Source organism: Pseudomonas sp. 1912-s, from assembly GCF_029269205.1.
Classification (GTDB): Bacteria; Pseudomonadota; Gammaproteobacteria; order Pseudomonadales; family Pseudomonadaceae; genus Aquipseudomonas.
The window spans coordinates 1-18,341 of sequence record NZ_JARIXR010000001.1 but is presented as its reverse complement, the minus strand read 5'-3'; the positions used below and the strand labels follow the sequence as shown (position 1 = coordinate 18,341).

The 18,341-nt window shown below is 61.3% G+C and carries 15 protein-coding genes; 7 read left to right on the top strand and 8 right to left on the bottom strand.

The annotated features are described in order from the left end of the window. The first annotated feature begins 85 nt into the window (after positions 1-85). Together xdhC and guaD are read left to right on the top strand one after the other, a co-directional pair. Positions 86-928 (top strand): xanthine dehydrogenase accessory protein XdhC, encoded by an 843-nt coding sequence (gene xdhC / locus P3C29_RS00075; RefSeq protein WP_088424560.1) that lies wholly within the window; start codon positions 86-88, stop codon positions 926-928. A gap of 7 nt (positions 929-935) precedes the next feature. Further along, positions 936-2,240, top strand: coding sequence for a guanine deaminase (guaD, locus tag P3C29_RS00070; protein ID WP_275963652.1), 1,305 nt, complete (start codon positions 936-938; stop codon positions 2,238-2,240). A 123-nt stretch (positions 2,241-2,363) separates the two neighbouring features. Here guaD and P3C29_RS00065 read toward each other — a convergent pair whose 3' ends face one another. Continuing rightward, on the bottom strand, positions 2,364-3,128 hold the full coding sequence (locus tag P3C29_RS00065; RefSeq protein WP_003219095.1) for a GntR family transcriptional regulator: 765 nt from the start codon (positions 3,126-3,128) through the stop codon (positions 2,364-2,366). 233 nt (positions 3,129-3,361) lie between these two features. Here P3C29_RS00065 and P3C29_RS00060 point away from each other — a divergent pair, with 233 nt between their 5' ends. Beyond that, a complete protein-coding gene (locus P3C29_RS00060; RefSeq protein WP_177026892.1) occupies positions 3,362-4,552 on the top strand; it encodes a benzoate/H(+) symporter BenE family transporter in 1,191 nt (396 codons plus the stop codon). A gap of 55 nt (positions 4,553-4,607) precedes the next feature. On the opposite strand, the gene P3C29_RS00055 is transcribed toward P3C29_RS00060, so the two are convergent. Next, positions 4,608-4,952 carry a YggL family protein gene (locus P3C29_RS00055; protein WP_275963650.1) on the bottom strand — a complete coding sequence of 115 codons (345 nt, stop codon included), beginning with the start codon at positions 4,950-4,952 and terminating at the stop codon, positions 4,608-4,610. A 235-nt stretch (positions 4,953-5,187) separates the two neighbouring features. Between P3C29_RS00055 and dacB the strand changes: the two genes are divergently transcribed. Next, positions 5,188-6,648 (top strand): D-alanyl-D-alanine carboxypeptidase/D-alanyl-D-alanine-endopeptidase, encoded by a 1,461-nt coding sequence (dacB, locus tag P3C29_RS00050; RefSeq protein WP_275963649.1) that lies wholly within the window; start codon positions 5,188-5,190, stop codon positions 6,646-6,648. Positions 6,649-6,705: 57 nt separating this feature from the next. On the opposite strand, the gene P3C29_RS00045 is transcribed toward dacB, so the two are convergent. Both P3C29_RS00045 and rlmKL read right to left on the bottom strand, forming a co-directional pair. After that, complete coding sequence (locus P3C29_RS00045) at positions 6,706-9,105, bottom strand: GGDEF domain-containing protein (protein ID WP_275963648.1); 2,400 nt, start codon at positions 9,103-9,105, stop codon at positions 6,706-6,708. Positions 9,106-9,245: 140 nt separating this feature from the next. Next, complete coding sequence (gene rlmKL, locus P3C29_RS00040; RefSeq protein WP_010176408.1) at positions 9,246-11,510, bottom strand: bifunctional 23S rRNA (guanine(2069)-N(7))-methyltransferase RlmK/23S rRNA (guanine(2445)-N(2))-methyltransferase RlmL; 2,265 nt, start codon at positions 11,508-11,510, stop codon at positions 9,246-9,248. 532 nt (positions 11,511-12,042) lie between these two features. On the opposite strand from rlmKL, the gene P3C29_RS00035 reads away from it, so the two are divergent. Beyond that, positions 12,043-12,258 carry a ribosome modulation factor gene (locus tag P3C29_RS00035; RefSeq protein ID WP_002553055.1) on the top strand — a complete coding sequence of 72 codons (216 nt, stop codon included), beginning with the start codon at positions 12,043-12,045 and terminating at the stop codon, positions 12,256-12,258. Positions 12,259-12,379: 121 nt separating this feature from the next. Here the strand turns inward: P3C29_RS00035 and P3C29_RS00030 are convergent, their stop codons facing one another. The 4 genes from P3C29_RS00030 to sctC form a co-directional block, all read right to left on the bottom strand. Continuing rightward, positions 12,380-13,405, bottom strand: coding sequence for a quinone-dependent dihydroorotate dehydrogenase (locus P3C29_RS00030; protein WP_169387402.1), 1,026 nt, complete (start codon positions 13,403-13,405; stop codon positions 12,380-12,382). 86 nt (positions 13,406-13,491) lie between these two features. Continuing rightward, on the bottom strand, positions 13,492-13,953 hold the full coding sequence (locus P3C29_RS00025; RefSeq protein WP_010176410.1) for a transglycosylase SLT domain-containing protein: 462 nt from the start codon (positions 13,951-13,953) through the stop codon (positions 13,492-13,494). Beyond that, positions 13,950-14,291 (bottom strand): winged helix-turn-helix domain-containing protein, encoded by a 342-nt coding sequence (locus P3C29_RS00020; RefSeq protein ID WP_242487024.1) that lies wholly within the window; start codon positions 14,289-14,291, stop codon positions 13,950-13,952. Before P3C29_RS00020 ends, P3C29_RS00025 begins: the two co-directional genes overlap by 4 nt. Before the next feature lie 199 nt (positions 14,292-14,490). Beyond that, entirely contained in the window at positions 14,491-15,954 is a 1,464-nt protein-coding gene (gene sctC, locus P3C29_RS00015) for a type III secretion system outer membrane ring subunit SctC (RefSeq protein ID WP_275963647.1), read from the bottom strand. A 236-nt stretch (positions 15,955-16,190) separates the two neighbouring features. Here sctC and P3C29_RS00010 point away from each other — a divergent pair, with 236 nt between their 5' ends. After that, on the top strand, positions 16,191-17,390 hold the full coding sequence (locus P3C29_RS00010) for a CmpA/NrtA family ABC transporter substrate-binding protein (protein WP_010176413.1): 1,200 nt from the start codon (positions 16,191-16,193) through the stop codon (positions 17,388-17,390). A 12-nt stretch (positions 17,391-17,402) separates the two neighbouring features. Further along, positions 17,403-17,978 (top strand): ANTAR domain-containing response regulator, encoded by a 576-nt coding sequence (locus tag P3C29_RS00005; protein WP_010176414.1) that lies wholly within the window; start codon positions 17,403-17,405, stop codon positions 17,976-17,978. The last annotated feature ends 363 nt before the right edge of the window (positions 17,979-18,341 follow it).

Here is an 18,341-nt window from a genome sequence, read left to right as displayed (position 1 = left end):
ATTTTGATGTGTGAACCCGATCAAATGTGGGAGCTGGCTTGCCTGCGATAGCGGTCGAACTGACAACAGAGATGCTGAGGTAAACATGAACAACTGGATCAGCGCCCTCGCCGACCTGCAGAACCAGGGTGAACCCTGCGTGCTGGTGACCATCATCGAAGAGCTTGGCTCCACGCCACGCAATGCCGGCTCGAAGATGGTCATCAGTGCCGCCCACACGTTCGACACCATCGGTGGCGGGCACCTGGAATACAAGGCCATGCAGATCGCGCGGGACATGCTCGTGCGCGGCCAGCAGAACACCCACCTGGAGCGCTTCAGCCTCGGCGCCAGCCTGGGCCAGTGCTGCGGCGGCGTGACGGTGCTGTTGTTCGAACCGATGGGCCAGGTGCAGGCGCAGATCGCGGTGTTCGGCGCCGGCCACGTGGGCCGCGCGCTGGTGCCGTTGCTGGCCAGCCTGCCGTGCCGGGTACGCTGGATCGATTCCAGGGAACAGGAATTCCCGGAACACATCCCTCAGGGCGTGCGTAAAATCGTCAGCGAAGAGCCGGTGGATGAAATCGACAACTTGCCTGTGGGCAGTTACTGCATCGTCATGACCCACAACCACGCCCTGGACCTGGAACTGACCGCCGCCCTGCTCAAGCGCAATGACTTCACCTACTTCGGCCTGATCGGTTCGAAGACCAAGCGCGTCAAGTTTGAACATCGCCTGCGGGATCGCGGTTTCGACACCGCGCAACTGCAACGCATGCATTGCCCGATGGGGCTGACTGAGGTCAAAGGCAAATTGCCTGTGGAAATCGCCATCTCCATCGCCGGCGAAATCATCGCCACCTATAACGCCAACTTCGGCCAGCACACTGCGAGCGCCGAACCCATTGCCAAACTGCTGCCGGTTTCACGCCGCAGCCAAGCGACTAACTGAGACGACCATGCCTTTGACACGAAAAGCCTACCGTGCCGCCATCTTGCACAGCATCGCCGACCCTGCCGAGGTAGGAATCGAAGCCTCCTACGAGTATTTCGAAGACGGCCTGCTGGTGATCGACAACGGCCAGATCAGCGCCCTGGGCCACGCCAGCGAATTACTCGCCAGCCTGCCCGCCGACATCGAGGTCACCCATTATCAGGACGCGCTGATCACCCCCGGCCTGATCGACACCCACATTCACCTGCCGCAAACCGGCATGGTCGGCGCCTATGGCGAGCAGTTGCTGGACTGGCTCAACACCTACACCTTCCCGTGTGAAAGCCAGTTCGCCGACAAGGCCCACGCCGAAGAAGTCGCGGGGATTTTCATCAAGGAACTGCTGCGCAACGGCACCACCACCGCGCTGGTATTCGGCAGCGTGCACCCGCAGTCCGTGAACTCGTTTTTTGAAGCCGCCGAGAAACTCGACCTGCGGATGATCGCCGGCAAAGTGATGATGGACCGCAACGCGCCGGACTATCTGACCGACACTGCGGAATCCGGCTACGCAGAAAGCAAGGCACTGATTGAGCGCTGGCATGGCAAGGGCCGTTTGCACTACGCGGTGACGCCACGTTTCGCACCGACCAGTACGCCCGAACAGCTGACCCTTGCCGGGCAGTTGCTGGGGGAATACCCGGACCTGTACATGCAGACCCACATCAGTGAAAACCTGCAGGAAGTGGAATGGGTAAAGGAACTGTTCCCGGAGCGCAGCGGCTACCTGGACGTGTACGACCATTACAAACTGCTGGGCGAGCGCTCGGTGTTCGCCCACGGCGTGCACCTGTGTGACGACGAATGCGCACGGCTGGCAGAAGCCGGCTCGGCAGTCGCATTCTGCCCGACGTCGAACTTCTTCCTGGGCAGCGGGTTGTTCAACCTGCCGATGGCCGAGAAGCACAAGCTGAATGTCGGCCTGGGTACGGATGTCGGTGGCGGCACCAGCTTCTCGCTGCTGCAAACCCTGAACGAAGCGTACAAGGTGATGCAGTTGCAAGGCGCGCGGTTGAGCCCGTTCAAGTCGCTGTACCTGGCCACCTTGGGCGGTGCGCGCGCGCTGCGGCTGGAAGACAAGATCGGCACGCTGCAACCGGGCACTGACGCAGACTTTTTGGTGCTGGATTACAACGCCACGCCACTGCTCAGCTATCGCCTGAAGCAGGCCAATAACATCGCCGAGACGCTGTTTGTACTGATGACGCTGGGGGATGACCGGGTGGTGTTGCAGACGTATGCGGCGGGGCAGCTCGTGCATCAACGCTGATTCAGCAAACACCTCAAAACCAATGTGGGAGCTGGCTTGCCTGCGATGCAGACACCTCGGTGTATCAGTGATACCGAGGTGATGCTATCGCAGGCAAGCCAGCTCCCACATTTTTGATGGGGTTTACAGTTTTACAGACGAACGCCCCGGCTTCTTGGTCTGCAACAAATGCGAGAACACCGCATGCAGGTCATCCGACGCACTTTCCTCGTCGAGGTTGAGTTTGCTGTCGATGTGATCCATGTGGTGCATCATCAGGTTCACGGCCAGATCCGCATCCCGCGCTTCGATCGCGTCGATCAACTGGGTGTGCTCATCGTAGGAACAGTGCGAGCGGTTGCCGCTTTCGTACTGGGCGATGATCAACGAAGTCTGGGACACCAGGCTGCGCTGGAAGCTGATCAGCGGCGCGTTCTTCGCCGCTTCGGCCAGTTTCAGGTGGAACTCGCCGGAAAGCCGGATACCCGCACCGCGATCGCCACGGGAAAAGCTGTCGCGCTCGTCGTTGACCATCTGCCGCAACTCGGCCAGTTGCTCGGCCGTGGCATGCTGCACCGCCAACTCAGTGATCGCACGCTCCACCAGGCGACGGGCGAGGAACACCTGGCGGGCTTCCTCGACACTCGGGCTGGCCACTACCGCGCCGCGATTGGGCCGCAGCAGTACCACGCCTTCATGGGCCAGGCGCGACAGCGCGCGGCGAATGATGGTGCGGCTCACGCCAAAGATTTCGCCCAGCGCTTCTTCACTCAATTTGGTACCGGGCGCCAGGCGTTGTTCAAGGATCGCCTCGAAGATATGCGCGTAGACGATATCGTCCTGGGTTCCACTGCGACCGGCCTTACCGGCTCGCGGTTGTTTCTTGAGGGGCTGCAACTGTTCGTTCATGGGCACTCGGGTCGGGAGAACGGCGGCGAATTGACGTTGACTGTAATACGGCACAGAGGGTCGCTGGCAAGTATCGCGTAAAATCAGCGCACATTGTACACAACCCATTGCGCCAACACACTGTACGGCTGTTTGCGGCGCCGGCTGTATTGCAATGAATCGTTACGTTTGAGTTTAGGCTTGATTCTGCATTCGCTCCTACAAAAAGCCCCAGGCATAAGGAACACCGCCCCATGTCCGACGCCCCCCAAGCGCGATTACGCCCACTGGCCGACACTTCGCCTTCGGCCATCGTCGCCGGTTTCATTGCCATGATGACCGGCTACACCAGCTCCCTGGTGCTCATGTTTCAAGCCGGCCAAGCCGCCGGCCTGACCACGGCGCAGATTTCCTCGTGGATCTGGGCGATCTCCATCGGCATGGCGGTGTGCAGCATCGGCCTGTCCTTGCGCTACCGCACGCCGATCACCATTGCCTGGTCGACCCCGGGCGCGGCGCTGTTGATCACCAGCCTGGGCGGCGTGAGTTACGGCGAAGCCATCGGCGCCTACATCACCTGTGCGGTGCTGGTGACGATCTGCGGGCTCACCGGCAGCTTCGAAAAACTCGTCAAGCGCATCCCGGCTTCCCTGGCGGCGGCCTTGCTGGCGGGGATCCTGTTCAAGATCGGCAGCGAGATTTTCGTCGCCGCGCAGCACCGTACCGGGCTGGTGCTGGGGATGTTCTTCACCTACCTGGTCATCAAACGCCTGTCGCCACGTTATGCGGTGCTCGCCGCGTTGCTGATCGGCACCGCGCTGTCCGGGCTGATGGGGTTGCTGGATTTCAGCGGTTTCCACCTGGAAGTGGCGACGCCGGTGTGGACCACGCCGCACTTCTCCCTGGCAGCGACCATCAGCATCGGCATCCCGCTGTTCGTGGTGGCCATGACCTCGCAAAACATGCCGGGAGTCGCGGTGCTGCGGGCCGATGGCTATAACGTGCCCGCCTCGCCCCTGATCACCACTACCGGCCTGGCCTCGCTGGTGCTTGCGCCGTTTGGCTCCCATGGCATCAACCTCGCGGCCATCAGCGCGGCGATCTGCACCGGGCCCCACGCCCATGAAGACCGCAACAAGCGCTATACCGCTGCGGTCTGGTGCGGGATTTTCTACGGGATTGCCGGGGTGTTCGGCGCAACGCTGGCCGCGCTGTTCGCCGCCCTGCCCAAGGAACTGGTGCTGTCGATTGCGGCACTGGCGCTGTTTGGCTCGATCATCAATGGCCTGAGCATCGCCATGAATGAGCCGAAGGAGCGGGAAGCCGCGCTGATCACCTTTATGGTCACAGCGTCAGGGCTGACGTTGTTTTCCATCGGTTCGGCGTTCTGGGGGATTGTGGCGGGGGTGTTGACGCTGGTGATTCTGAACTGGCGCAAGGCCTGAGTTTTTAAGACCCGGAAACGAAAAAGCGACCCGGGCGGGTCGCTTTTTCATGACATCAGACTGCCGGATTGATCGGCTTTTCTGGATGCCAAGCGTCCAACAGGGCGCTGACTTCAACGCGGGTCAGCTCTGGACGAGCCTTCAGCCACGCTTCAACAGCGGCACGCTGCTCTTCGTTGACCGAACCACGGGTGGCTTTGCAAACCAGACCGAAGTCATCACCGCCGACGTAGTCCAGGCCGTTGCCGTCCATCGCTTCGGTCAGGAATGCTTCGAGGAGAGCGTCAACCGCTTCATCGTCCAAACCTTCTTTGAAGTCCAGGTTCAGTTCGAAACCCAGCTCTTGAAATTCATCAACGCACAGTTTTTTGCGCAGACGCCGGGAACGGTTAGTCGCCATTGGAACAATCCTCTTAAGTAATAACGGGCCGCACTTTAGCAGTTTAAGCCGGCCTTTGCCCGATTCTCTGGGACGGGCGGCAGAGTGCCAGTAAAAAAAACCGCGAATAGCAGCTATCGTTCAGCCACAAGTGCAACGGCCTTGGGGCATAATGCCGACACTTTCATGACCATTGAGGGATTTTTCGTACATACCCCTCGCCTTTTTACCCCTCAGCAGTAGGGTTTTAATTCTTATGATCAAATCTTTGCGTCCATTGTTGCTGGCCGGTTTTCTGCTCCCCCTGGCCTTTTCCGTTACCGCCGCACCGATCAACACTTCCCTGCCGCCCAAGGTCCAGGAAGCCCTCCAGAAAGCCAAGTTGCAAAACAACGCCTTGTCCCTGGTGATGATTCCCCTCAATGGCCCGGGCACGCCTACCGTGTTCAATGCCGATGTATCGGTCAACCCGGCCTCGACCATGAAGCTGGTCACCACCTACGCGGCCCTGGAAATGCTTGGCCCCAACCATCAGTGGAAAACCGAGTTCTACACCGACGGCACCCTGAGCGGCGGCATCCTCAACGGCAACCTGTACCTCAAGGGCGGCGGCGACCCCAAGCTGAACATGGAAAAACTCTGGCTGCTGATGCGCGACCTGCGGGCCAATGGCGTGCAGCAAGTGACCGGCGACCTGGTACTGGACCGCGGCTTCTTCATCCCGCCGCAACTGCCGGAGTTCAATGACGACGGCAACGACGAGAACAAGCCGTTCCTGGTCAAGCCCGATGCTCTGATGGTCAACCTCAAGGCCCTGCGCTTCGTCACCCGTAATGACTCGGGCAAAGTGCTGGTCTCGGTGGAGCCGCCGATTGCGAGCATCCGCATCGACAACCAGGTCAAGGTTTCCAACGCCAAACAATGCACGGGCGATGTGCGCTACAGCCCGATGACCGCCGCCGATGGCAGCGTCACCGTGACCGTCAGCGGCCAGTTGGCGGATGGCTGCAGTTCGCAGACCTATCTGTCGTTGCTGGACCACGCCACCTACACCGCCGGTGCTGTTCGGGCGATCTGGAAGGAACTGGGCGGCAGCATCCAGGGCCGCGATATCCAGGCGCCGGTACCAAAGAACGCCAAAGTGCTGGCCCGGGCGTTCTCGCCGGACCTGGCAGAGATCATCCGCGACATCAACAAATACAGTAACAACACCATGGCCCAGCAGCTGTTTCTGAGCCTGGGCGCGCAGTTCCGTACCGATGCCGACGGCGACGACGCCAAGGCAGCCCAACGCGTGGTGCGCCAGTGGCTGGCGAAAAAAGGCATCACCGCGCCGCACCTGGTGATGGAGAACGGCTCCGGCCTGTCCCGTGCCGAACGGGTCAGCGCCCGTGAGATGGCGACCATGCTGCAAGCGGCGTGGAAAAGCCCGTACGCGGCGGAATACATCAGCTCGCTGCCGATTGCCGGCACCGACGGCACCATGCGCAAACGCCTGAAGACCACCGCCATGCGTGGTGAAGCCCACGTCAAGACCGGTACCCTGAACACCGTGCGGGCGATCGCCGGGTTCAGTCGCGACAACAATGGCAATACCTGGGCGGTGGTGGCGATTCTCAACGATCCTAAACCGTGGGGCGCTTCTTCGGTGCTGGACCAGGTGCTGCTGGACCTGTACCGCCAGCCGAAGCTCGCGGCGGCTGCGCCGGTCCTCTAAACGTAGGAGCTGTCGAGCCTTGGCGAGGCTCGACAGCTCCTACAGGTGAGTATTACTTCAGGCAAGCGCCCGCTCTGCCTCAACTCTGTCCCTGCCCGCCTGCTTCGCCGCATACACCCCCGAATCCGCCCGCAGCAACAAGCCGTCAACGCCCTCCTCGACTCGCCAACTGGCCACCCCGAAGCTCGCCGTCACCGTCCCCACACCGTCCATCGGCGTGCTGCGCAACGCTTGCCACAACTCCAGGGCAACACTGAAGGCCTGGCTGCCATCGGTATTGGGGCACAACACCACAAACTCCTCGCCCCCCAGCCGGCAAAACACATCCGTGCGCCGCAACCGCTGGCTGATGCGCCGGCACAATTGCTTGAGCACCTCATCGCCCGCCGCGTGGCCGTGCTGGTCGTTGATGCGCTTGAAGTGGTCGATGTCGAGCATGATCACCGACAATGCCCCCGAGGCGCGCTTGACCCGGGTCATCTCGGCCTTCAATCGGTCCTGGAAATAACGCCGGTTGTGAATCCCCGTCAACGAGTCGGTAATCGACAACGCCCGCAGCTCTTCCTCGACCCGTTTGAGGTCGGAAATGTCCGATACATAGCCATGCCATAACGTACCACCGCCGGGCAATTCTTCCGGCGTCGCTTCGCCGCGAATCCAGCGCAGACCGCGCTGGGGCAGCAGCACCCGGTACTCTTCACGCCAATGGCTCAGTTGCAAGGTAGACAGCCGAATGGACTCGCGTACCCGTTCAACGTCCTGAGGATGAATCCGCTCGAACACCTTGCTCGCATCCTGCTGCAACAGCGCCGGCTCGATTTCGTAGATATCGCGAATGCCGTCGCTGGCATAAATGAAACGCGAGACATCGTTCGGCTCCAGAATGAACTGGAAAATGCCGCCGGGCACATGGGCACTGAGTTTCTTCAGCAACCGATCCCGCGCGGCCAGTGCCTCATAGGCGCGCTTCTGCTCGGTGACATCCAGGCAGATCGCCAGGTGCCCGACCCACAGGCCGTGCTCATCCAGCAACACAGTGGCGAGCATGTTCACCGTCAGTTGGCTGCCCCCCTTGCGCACCAGTGTCCACTCGCGGGCTTCGTGAACGGTATCGGCGCTGTCCACCAGCATCGCCTGGCCGGGCGGAATGCGCTTGCCCAGCGCTGCGCTCAACTGCACAGCGCGGGCTTCCAGCTCGGGCGCCAGGTGCAGGCTTTCGAGGGTCAGGTGGCCCAGTACCTCGTCCGCCTCAAAGCCCAGCATCTGCTCGGCGCCGGCGTTGAAAGTAGTGATCACGCCGCGCAGGTCAGTGGCAATGATCGCCACCTGGGTCGCCGCATTGAGCACGCTGCGCAACTGGCCATGGGTGCCCCGCAGCTCCTGTTCACGTTGACGCAACTGGGCCGTGCGCTGCTCCACCAGTTTCAAGGCGCGCTGGCGCTGACTGACCAACACATAGAGCAACGCACTGAGCAACAGGCTCAGCAGGCTGCCCATGACCAGGATACTGATCAACGAAGAATGATTGCCCTGCTGGAACACCTGGCTGGGGCGCAGGCTCAAGGCGTAGATGTGGTCACCCAGGGTCAGCCGGCGCGCGGCTACCAGGTCGCTGTCTGCCAGGGCATTGCTGGATTCGTACAGCACTCGTTTTTCTGCGTCGGAGGTGTCGACGATTTGTATCACCAGGTTGTCCCGGTCAGCCTTGGGCAAACCATCGGCCACCAGTTGGCGCATGCTGATCACCGCCATCACGTAGCCGTAAGGTTCGCTGACGGGCACTTGTGTCGTCGGTGCCCGGCTGACCGGCGCCACCAGCAGCACGCCCATGGCGTAGGCCGGCTCCACACCCACCAGTTGCATGGGCTGGGACACGGCCATTTTCCCTGACTGTTGCGCACGCTCCACCGCCGAGCGCCGCAATGGCTGGGCCAGCAGGTCAAACCCCAACGGCGAGCCAAGCAGGCTCTGGGTCTGGCTGTACAGCACCGGCACATACTCATCGCGCTGGCTGGCCGGGGTCAGTTCACCGGCCGTGTTCAATTCGCGAATGGAGAAACTCGCGCGGCGCTCAGCCGTCACCTCTTGCTCAAACGCACTGCGTTGGTCACGCAACACCCGGGGCGCCCAGGCATAGGCGCGGGTACGCAGCAGCAAAGGCTGCGCGAAACCGTCGAACTCTGCGCGGGAGACTGTATTGGAATTGACGAAGAACCGCCGCAGGCTGCCCAGGCGTTGCTCCTGGTCCTCGAAACGTTCCTGGAGGCGGCTGTAACGCTCGTTGACCAGCAACTGGAAACGCTGGCGCAACTGCTGCTGATAGAGATCGGAGGCGGTCCAGGCGACGATGACCGTCAGTGCGATTCCCGTCAGAAACACCACCACCGCCACCAGCCACGCCGACACCTGCTCACTGATAAAGCCTAGGATTTTCGGGCGGACGGCATGCAGCGGCATAGACAAGACTCGAAACGCCAGCGTGCAGGTGCGTCACTTTGGCCAGGCCTTAAGTTATAGCCACAGGACTGGCGTTTGACCAGCGTAAAAAAGCCGCAAGGCCGGAATAATCCGGGCTTGCGGCTTCAGGAAGGCAGCGATCAGCGAGCGGTGATTTTCCACGCCCGATGGATCTTGGCGTTGCGCGCAAAATCCGGGTCGATGGTCTTGTCACTGATCTCCTCGACGGCATACCGCTCGACGAGGTTGTCTTCCAGCTGGAACTTGCGGAAGTTGTTCGAGAAGTACAACACGCCGCCCGGCGCCAGGCGCGCCATGGCCAGGTCCAGCAACTGCACGTGGTCACGTTGCACGTCGAAGATGCCTTCCATGCGCTTGGAATTGGAGAAGGTCGGCGGGTCGATGAAGATCATGTCGAACTCATCGCGGCTGGCTTCCAGCCAGGCCATCACATCGCCCTGCTCCAGGCGGTTCTTGTCGGAGAAACCGTTGAGGGAGAAGTTGCGGCGGGCCCAGTCCAGGTACGTTTTCGACAGGTCGACGCTGGTGGTGCTGCGCGCGCCACCCTTGGCGGCGTGCACACTGGCAGTGGCGGTGTAGCAATACAGGTTGAGGAAGCGCTTGCCGGCCGCCTCTTTCTGGATGCGCATGCGCATTGGGCGATGGTCGAGGAACAGGCCGGTGTCCAGGTAATCGGTCAGGTTGACCAACAACTTGACGCCGCCTTCACTGACTTCGGTGAACTTGCCCTGGGCGCTCTGACGCTCGTACTGCTTGGTGCCGCTCTGACGCTCACGACGCTTGACCACCACACGGTTCTTGTCGATGCCCAGCGCCTGGGGAATGGCAGCCAGGGCATCGAACATGCGGGCCGAGGCTTTTTCCGGGTCGATGGACTTCGGCGCCACGTATTCCTGGACGTGAACCCAATCGTGGTACAGGTCGATGGCCATGGAGTATTCCGGCATGTCGGCATCGTACACACGGTAGCAATCGACGCCTTCGCGCTTGGCCCACTTGCCCAGCAGCTTCAGGTTCTTTTGCAGGCGGTTGGCAAACATCTGCCCGCCTTCGCTCAAGCGCGCCTGCTCGACCACAGGGGCCGGGGCGGGTTTGATCGGGTTACCGTTCTTGTTGTACTGACGCTCTTGCGGCTCGGTCGGCGCCTGATCGTAGGCGGCCTGCTCGCGTTCGGCCTGGCGCTGCTCCGGGGTACGACGCTCGCCGGTGACGAACTGGTCCGGGGTGACCTTGATCAGCAGCAATTTGCACGGCAAGGCGCCGTTCCAGAACGAATACTGTTTGTGGCTGCGGATGCCCATGCGCTTGCCCAGGTCCGGGGCACCAGTGAACACCGCCGCTTCCCAGCCCAGGCACGCCTGGCGCAGACGCTCGCCGAGGTTCTGGTAGAGGTACAACAGGCTGGCTTCATCACCCAGACGCTCGCCGTACGGCGGGTTGCAGATCACCAGGCCTTTCTGGTTCTGGTCCGGGCGTGGCTCGAAGGTGCCGACTTCGCCCTGGTAGATCTTGATCCAGTGGCTGAGGCCTGCGCGTTCGATGTTGTTACGGGCCGGCTGGATCAGGCGTGGGTCCGCTTCGTAACCACGGATCCACAGCGGTGGCTTGGCCATGCCGATAGCGGCGCGTTCGCTGGCCTCTGTATGCAGTTTCTTCCACAGCGCCGGAACGTGACCAAGCCAGGCGGTGAAGCCCCACAGCTCGCGGTTCAGGTTAGGCGCCATGTCGGCGGCGATCATCGCGCCTTCCACCAGGAAGGTACCGACGCCACACATCGGGTCGCTCAGCGCGCCGCCTTCGGCAGCGATGCGCGGCCAGCCGGAACGAATCAGGATCGCTGCCGCGAGGTTTTCTTTCAACGGCGCAGCGCCCTGCTGCAGGCGGTAACCGCGCTGGTGCAGGCTGTGGCCGGACAGGTCGAGAGACAGGATCGCTTCGCCACGGTCCAGGCGCAGATGAATGCGCAGGTCCGGGTTGATCTTGTCGATGGACGGACGTTCGCCGGTCGGGGTGCGCAGCTTGTCGACAATCGCATCCTTGACCTTCAGCGCGCCGAAGTGGGTGTTGTCGATGCCCGAGCCATGGCCGCTGAATTCAACGGCCAGGGTGCCGTCGGCGAGCATGTGGTCTTCCCACTCGATGTCCAGCACGCCGTGGTAGAGGTCTTCGGCGTCCTTCATCGGGAAGCGCTTGAGCACCAGCAACACGCGGTTGGCCAGGCGCGACCAGAGGCACAGGCGGTAGGCGGTCTCCATGTCGGCCATGCCGCGCACGGCCGAGGTGTGCTCGCGGGCTTCCTCAAGGCCAAGCCCGACGGCTTCCTCGATCAGCAGGCCTTCGAGGCCCTTGGGGCAAGTGAGGAAGAGTTCAAAACGGTCCGACATGGGGCATTCCAGGCTTTTCAGCAATAAGTGAACGGGCGACGCATCGCGCGTTCGGTTTTCAATCAAGCGCTTTTCTTGAAGAGCGCTCGTGTGGCACGAATGTGCCGTTCCACCCCGGCTACAGGCCTTACGGGCCTTTATTGACGGGGCAGTTCATGTATTGGGTGCAACAAAAAGAAATATTCCGACCCTTCGTCGAATAATAACCGACTGCAACAGACGGGCATTCTCACCAAAGGATTAAACCCATCCTCTTTGAAGGGCACATCATAGCTGGGTTTGCCCAACAAAAGGGGCGAAAAGCCATCCCAGCTTATGGCTATAGCATCATTATCGTTACGTGCTTATGACAAAACGATCATTGAATCCATGTGACCTATTGGTTAGAACTCAACACAGGTTGGCGCCGTAACGACGCCGACACATTGGCTCGCCACGCCGGCAGCGAGCCCACCAACGGCAGAAAAACTCTGCCCGGCCTCGGACGAGGCCGAAGGATATCAAGACAGTCAACAAGTGAGGGAAACACCCTATGAGAAGACTTAAGCGTGATCCGTTGGAAAGAGCATTTTTACGCGGATATCAATATGGCGTTCATGGCAAATCCCGTGAGCTTTGCCCATTTACTCTACCGTCGGTACGCCAAGCCTGGATCAACGGCTGGCGAGAAGGACGCGGCGACAACTGGGACGGTATGACTGGCACTGCGGGAATCCACAGACTCAACGAACTTCACGCCGTCGGCTAATCAAGGGCATTTAATTCCGACACCACCACGAATACGCAACACCTTAACCACGCACGCCCTATCCGGGCGGCGGGCTTCGGCCCAGGGGCTCCTTCAAGGAGCCCTTTTTAATGGGCGGCGATTAACCTCTTGGCAGTGCGGCGATTGCATCCACAGACTGGCGAATCAACGCCGGGCCCTTGTAGATAAAGCCGGAATACAGCTGCACCAGGCTCGCACCTGCGGCGATTTTCTCGGCCGCGTGCTTGCCCTCGGTGATGCCACCCACCGCAATGATCGGCAAGCGCCCGCCCAGCTCGGCCGCCAGCACCTTGACGATGTGGGTGCTCTGGTCGCGTACCGGCGCACCGGACAAGCCGCCCGCCTCGTCACCAAAGGCCAGGCCTTCGACACCGACGCGGCTCAGGGTGGTGTTGGTGGCGATCACCGCATCCATGCCCGAGTCCACCAGGGCCTGGGCCACCAGCACGGTTTCTTCATCGCTCATGTCCGGGGCAATCTTGATCGCCAACGGCACGCGCTTGCCGTGGCGCACAGCCAGGTCTTCCTGGCGCTGGCGCAAGGCTTCGAGCAATTGCTTGAGGGAGTCGCCAAACTGCAGGCTGCGCAGGCCCGGGGTGTTCGGGGAGCTGACGTTGACCGTGACGTAGCTGGCGTGGGCGTAGACCTTGTCCAGGCAAATCAGGTAGTCATCCACGGCACGTTCTACCGGCGTGTCGAAGTTCTTGCCGATGTTGATCCCCAGGATGCCCTTGTACTTCGCCGCCTGGACCCGCGACAGCAAGTTGTCCACACCCAGGTTGTTGAAGCCCATGCGATTGATGATCGCCTCGGCTTCCGGCAGGCGGAAGATCCGCGGCTTGGGATTGCCCGGTTGCGGCCGAGGGGTCACCGTGCCGATTTCGACAAAGCCAAAACCCAACTGCGCAAAACCGTCGATGGCTGCACCGTTCTTGTCCAGGCCAGCCGCCAGGCCGACCGGGTTGGGGAAATCGAGCCCCATCACCGACACCGGCATTTTCGCCGGCGCCTTGCACACCAGCCCATTGAGCCCCAGGCGGCCACCGGCCCCGATCAAATCCAGGGACAGATCGTGGGAGGTTTCCGGAGAGAGTTTGAACAACAGCTGGCGGGCCAGGGTATACATGGGCGGGATTGACTCGGATGGCGGCGAAAGGTGGCGGCGATTATAGCCGGGGTGACGGGCTGCATGCGAGGCGTGCCGTCCAATCGTCAGTTGCGGTGCGCCATCAGTTGCTCGTAGCGAACCCAAATCTTTTGCGCATAGCGAAGACGCAGCTCTTCACGCCGGGGCCCGGGGCCGCCCCCCACATTGTAGGAACCGATCGCCGTCCAGTTGTAGCCGAACTGCTTGATAAACTCGGCCAGGATCGAGGCACCGACCTCCACCGATAAACAAGGCTCATCCAGCAAGCGTTGCTCGGTAATGCCTTCCTTGAGCAGGCGCGGCAGGTGAATGCTGTTGATCTGCATCAGCCCGATATCACGGGTGCCGTTGTTGTTGGCGTGGTTCATGGCCTCGGCGCGATAACCCGACTCTACCGCAGCGATGGCCTGCAGCAACTCCGGCTCGATGCCATATCGGTTGGCGGCCTCTGCCCAGCAATACGCCCGGGCTTCATGGCCAAAGCAGACCGTGAGCAGCAACAGCCCCTTGCGCCAGACGCCTTTCATGCGTGGCCCCGACCGCAGGAGGAACAGACCTGGCTCGCCGCGTTGACCGAACAGGTCACTCGATACCCCTTGCCATACACCGTCTTGATCAGCCCCCTGCCCTCCTTCAAATACTTGCGCAGTGAACAGATGCAACGGGTCAGGGACTCCTCGGTGGCATCGTTATGGGGCCATGCCCGTTCCAGCAACTGATCCTTGGTCACCAGCACACCGGCCGACGCCAACAACAGGCGCAACACATGCCCCTCCTTGGGCGGCAGTTGAATATCCGAGTCTTCGCCGGTCAGCCTGCCGTCGCTGTGCAATGTCCACCGATCAAAGACCATAGGCGCCGCCATTCCCCCCTCCATCACCCCTGCCATTCACACCTCTGCACCTGACTCCCCCCATTTCCGACACGGGCCCTCCTGCAAGGTCGCGACTATAAAAAGCTCACCCGTCGTATAGGAGAGGCAAAGGCCCACAGGCCCGGTATTTTTCAGACGGGCTATGTAAGACTTTTCCAGATCGCCAGTCCTGGGTGGACGGTCAACGGCTTTATCCCTCGGATATGCGGGTAAATGCCCGCTTCACGCGCTCATGCTGGGAGGGTGTCAACGGCGGTGCCTGCCCCGGTCCGCCACCTGTGTGCGAAGCACCACCCACCGGCGCAACCTGGATGACAAACAGCCGCACGCTATTGGCCATAGGCCCGTAGTAGCGCCCGGCCAAGGCCGCGCCGGTTTCACGCTGAAAATCCCCCACCAGCAACCGCCGGCCCGGAGCCACACGCACCACGGTGCTGATCCCCATGCGTTCCACCGCCGCCGAGCGTTTGTCGCGACTGCCGGCCTTGCCCATCTGACGGCCATCTTCGAGGGTGAGCTGCATCTCGATTTCATTCTCCTCGGCGAAGCGCGGCAGCACACTGACCTGTGTGCCGTAGACCACCGGTTGCCACTCATCACTGTTCTCACCCGGCCGGGGCAGGTAGAACGTCTGGTTGTCGTTGAAAACCGCCGGCACATTCTCCTGGGTCAGAATCACCGGCAACGCCGTGACCTTCGCTCGCCGACGCTGCTCCAGTGCCGTGATCCGTTTCATGAACACATCGTCCTCGACGGGTGCCATTACGCGGGTTGCCGGAGGCTTGTCGGGCCCCTTGTGCAGGACATCGCCCACCTTCTTGAGCTCGTCGCGGTCCACGTCCACCAGCCACAATGAAACCTCAACCGCACGCTTCGGCACGTCCAGTTCCGCCACCAGGTTTTCGATAAAGCTCACTTGCGCAGGCTTGCCCTTGATCAACAAGCTGTTGGTGTCCGGGTACGCCAGCACCGAAATAGTCTTGTCGGCGAGTAATCCGGGTTGCCGTGGGGATGCGCTCTTCTGCTCGACGGCCAGCAGTTTTTCGATCATGGAAGCCATGCCCGGCACCGTGACGGTTTTGTCACCCATGTCGTACTCGCGGTCGGCAACGTGGGTGTTGAGCACCTGCACCACGCCAATCCGCTGCGGCCCCATGCGCAGCTCCGCACGCTGGCGGTCCATCAGCTGTGCCAGGCGCAACACATGGTCGACGTAGTTCGGCGGCCCGGACACATAGAACACCCGCGCCGCACTCGCACGCAGCGGATAGCGCGCCTCGTCGAGCCCGGAGCGGCGCATGAACCCGCGCAACATATCGACCGAAATATGCCGCAGGGTTACCACCGAGCTTTTCGCCTCGTCGGCGTCATACAGGTAAAGCACCTGGCCGTCGCTGTACCAGATCAAACCGTGCTGCCGGGCAACTGACGCCAGAAGCGTTGGGGCCGAATCGAAATCGAACGTCCCGCTGATGCGCTTGCGGGCCGCCGCCTGACTGACCACGATCGGCTGCCCCAACGGCAAGGACAACGCGGTAAAAAACGTGTGCAGGTTCTCATCACGGGCCTCGTAAGGCTCACCGAGCACCCGGGGACTGCCCAGCACCAACAGCCAGAAAAACACAGTCGCAATACGATGGCGGTTGATGAACATGCCTGCAAAGCCCGGGATCAAGGAGCGGCCATACTGGGAGCCAGGCCGGTTTCAATCCTGACGGGAAGCTGACGGCCTGCCGGGCTTTCCCGGTGCGTGGCATGTGCCTTGCTTTGCCTTGCCTATCGCAGCCCGCGCCAACGGCGGAACGGGTTCAGGACAAAGACGTCGTTACCCCGGGCCTCCTCCGTGCGTGGCCCGACGGAGCGGCGTTTTTTTATGAAAGGTACATACAAATGAATGATCCCCTGGCTTGGGTCAACGGCAGTGATGCTCCGGAAAAGAGCAGCCTCAACCTGGGCTTCATGGCCCTGAGCGATTGCGCCTCAGTGGTAGTCGCCGCCACCCAGGGCTTCGCCCAGCCCTATGGCCTGACGCTGAACCTCAAACGCCAGTCGTCATGGGCCAGCCTGCGGGACAACCTGGTCAGCGGCGAACTGGACGCGGCCCACAGCCTGTATGGCCTGATCTACGCCGTGCACCTGGGCATCGGCGGCGTGGCGCCCACCGACATGGCGGTGCTGATGGGCCTGAACCAGAATGGCCAGAGCATCAACCTGTCCCGTGGCCTGCAACAGTTGGGGGTGACCAGTCCTGAGGCACTGGACCGTCACGTGCATCAAAGCCGAACAAAACTCACCTTCGCCCAGACCTTTCCCACAGGCACCCACGCCATGTGGTTGTATTACTGGCTGGCCAGCCAGGGGATCCATCCGTTGCAGGATGTCGACAGCGTGGTGGTGCCGCCGCCGCAAATGGTTGCTCACCTGCAGGCCGGACGCATCGACGGGTTTTGTGTGGGCGAGCCGTGGTGCGCCAGTGCGGTGAAGCAAAACCAGGGCTTCACCCTGGCCACCACCCAGGCGATCTGGCCGGATCACCCGGAAAAAGTCCTCGGCTGCACCCAGGCGTTTGTCGAGCAGTACCCCAATACCGCCCGGGTGCTGGTGATGGCTATCCTGCAGGCCAGCCGGTTTATCGAAGAAAGCACGGAAAACCGCCGCTCCACCGCGCAATTGCTGAGCGCCCCGCACTACCTCGACGCACCGCTCGACTGCATCGAACCGCGCTTGCTGGGCAACTATGACGACGGCCTCGGCAACCACTGGCAGGATCCCCATGCGCTGCGGTTTTATGACGACGGCGCGGTCAACCTGCCCTACCTGTCGGATGGCATGTGGTTCATGACCCAATTCCGTCGCTGGGGCCTGCTGCGCGAAGACCCGGATTACCTCGGCGTCGCCCGGCGCGTGCAGCAACTGGATATCTATCGCCAGGCGGCCAGCGCCGTAGGTGTGCCGGCCGGTGGCGAGGCCATGCGCAGCAGCCAGTTGATCGACGGAAAGGTCTGGGACGGTTCGGACCCGGCCGGGTATGCCCGCAGCTTTCGCCTGCATGCCATGACAGATGTTGTCAGCCGCCAAGCCTTGCGCTGACAGGAGGACCTTATGTTGCGAATCCTGTTGATCAACGATACGCCGCGCAAGGTGGGGCGGCTCAAGGCCGCGTTGACCGAGGCCGGGTTTGAAGTAATCGATGAGTCGGGGCTGACGATCGACCTGCCGGCGCGGGTTGAAGCGGTGCGCCCGGATGTGATTTTGATCGATACCGAGTCGCCGGGGCGCGATGTGATGGAGCAGGTGGTGCTGGTGAGCCGGGATCAGCCGCGGCCGATTGTGATGTTTACCGACGAGCATGATCCGGGAGTGATGCGACAGGCGATCAAGGCCGGGGTCAGTGCCTATATTGTCGAGGGGATTCAGGCGCAACGGTTGCAGCCGATCCTGGATGTGGCGATGGCGCGGTTTGAGAGTGACCAGGCGATGCGCGCGCAGTTGCAGGCCAGGGATCAGCAGTTGGCGGAGCGTAAGCGGATCGAAACGGCCAAGGGGCTGTTGATGAAAATGAAGGGGTGTAATGAGGAAGAGGCCTACACGCTGATGCGGCGTCAGGCGATGAGTCGGCAGCAAAAGCTGATTCAGGTGGCGGAGCAGATTATTGCGATGAGTGAGTTGTTGGGGTGAGGGGTGTATATCCGTTATTTAGGTAACGGCCACTATTGGTTCCGCTCTTACAGCGGCTCACTTTTGAAAAGCGCAAAAGTAAGCAAAACGCTCTTGCCCCACCACTCGGCACCTCGCTCAGGCTCGGTGTGCCCTTGTAAGATTGTTTTCACCTGCTTCAGACCGTAGTGCCCTCTGATTTCGAGATCGTGAGTGAGCATGGGTCGGAGCAGGTTCCTTCCTAAACTAGTCCGAACGGTTGCCTGGGCGCAAAGCCCGATTCTGCAAGGTTGGACGTGAGGAAAACGCTATGGACCATGACTCTGCGTTCGTCGGAATTGATGTTTCCAAAAACAAGCTCGACTCATTCGTCAGCACTACTGG

Excerpts from the sequence above, each read along its gene's own strand:
- xdhC (WP_088424560.1), top strand. The coding sequence starts at position 86 with ATGAACAACTGGATCAGCGCCCTCGCCGACCTGCAGAACCAGGGTGAA.
- guaD (WP_275963652.1), top strand. The coding sequence starts at position 936 with ATGCCTTTGACACGAAAAGCCTACCGTGCCGCCATCTTGCACAGCATC.
- P3C29_RS00065 (WP_003219095.1), bottom strand. The coding sequence starts at position 3,128 with ATGAACGAACAGTTGCAGCCCCTCAAGAAACAACCGCGAGCCGGTAAG.
- P3C29_RS00060 (WP_177026892.1), top strand. The coding sequence starts at position 3,362 with ATGTCCGACGCCCCCCAAGCGCGATTACGCCCACTGGCCGACACTTCG.
- P3C29_RS00055 (WP_275963650.1), bottom strand. The coding sequence starts at position 4,952 with ATGGCGACTAACCGTTCCCGGCGTCTGCGCAAAAAACTGTGCGTTGAT.
- dacB (WP_275963649.1), top strand. The coding sequence starts at position 5,188 with ATGATCAAATCTTTGCGTCCATTGTTGCTGGCCGGTTTTCTGCTCCCC.
- P3C29_RS00045 (WP_275963648.1), bottom strand. The coding sequence starts at position 9,105 with ATGCCGCTGCATGCCGTCCGCCCGAAAATCCTAGGCTTTATCAGTGAG.
- rlmKL (WP_010176408.1), bottom strand. The coding sequence starts at position 11,510 with ATGTCGGACCGTTTTGAACTCTTCCTCACTTGCCCCAAGGGCCTCGAA.
- P3C29_RS00035 (WP_002553055.1), top strand. The coding sequence starts at position 12,043 with ATGAGAAGACTTAAGCGTGATCCGTTGGAAAGAGCATTTTTACGCGGA.
- P3C29_RS00030 (WP_169387402.1), bottom strand. The coding sequence starts at position 13,405 with ATGTATACCCTGGCCCGCCAGCTGTTGTTCAAACTCTCTCCGGAAACC.
- P3C29_RS00025 (WP_010176410.1), bottom strand. The coding sequence starts at position 13,953 with ATGAAAGGCGTCTGGCGCAAGGGGCTGTTGCTGCTCACGGTCTGCTTT.
- P3C29_RS00020 (WP_242487024.1), bottom strand. The coding sequence starts at position 14,291 with ATGGCGGCGCCTATGGTCTTTGATCGGTGGACATTGCACAGCGACGGC.
- sctC (WP_275963647.1), bottom strand. The coding sequence starts at position 15,954 with ATGTTCATCAACCGCCATCGTATTGCGACTGTGTTTTTCTGGCTGTTG.
- P3C29_RS00010 (WP_010176413.1), top strand. The coding sequence starts at position 16,191 with ATGAATGATCCCCTGGCTTGGGTCAACGGCAGTGATGCTCCGGAAAAG.
- P3C29_RS00005 (WP_010176414.1), top strand. The coding sequence starts at position 17,403 with ATGTTGCGAATCCTGTTGATCAACGATACGCCGCGCAAGGTGGGGCGG.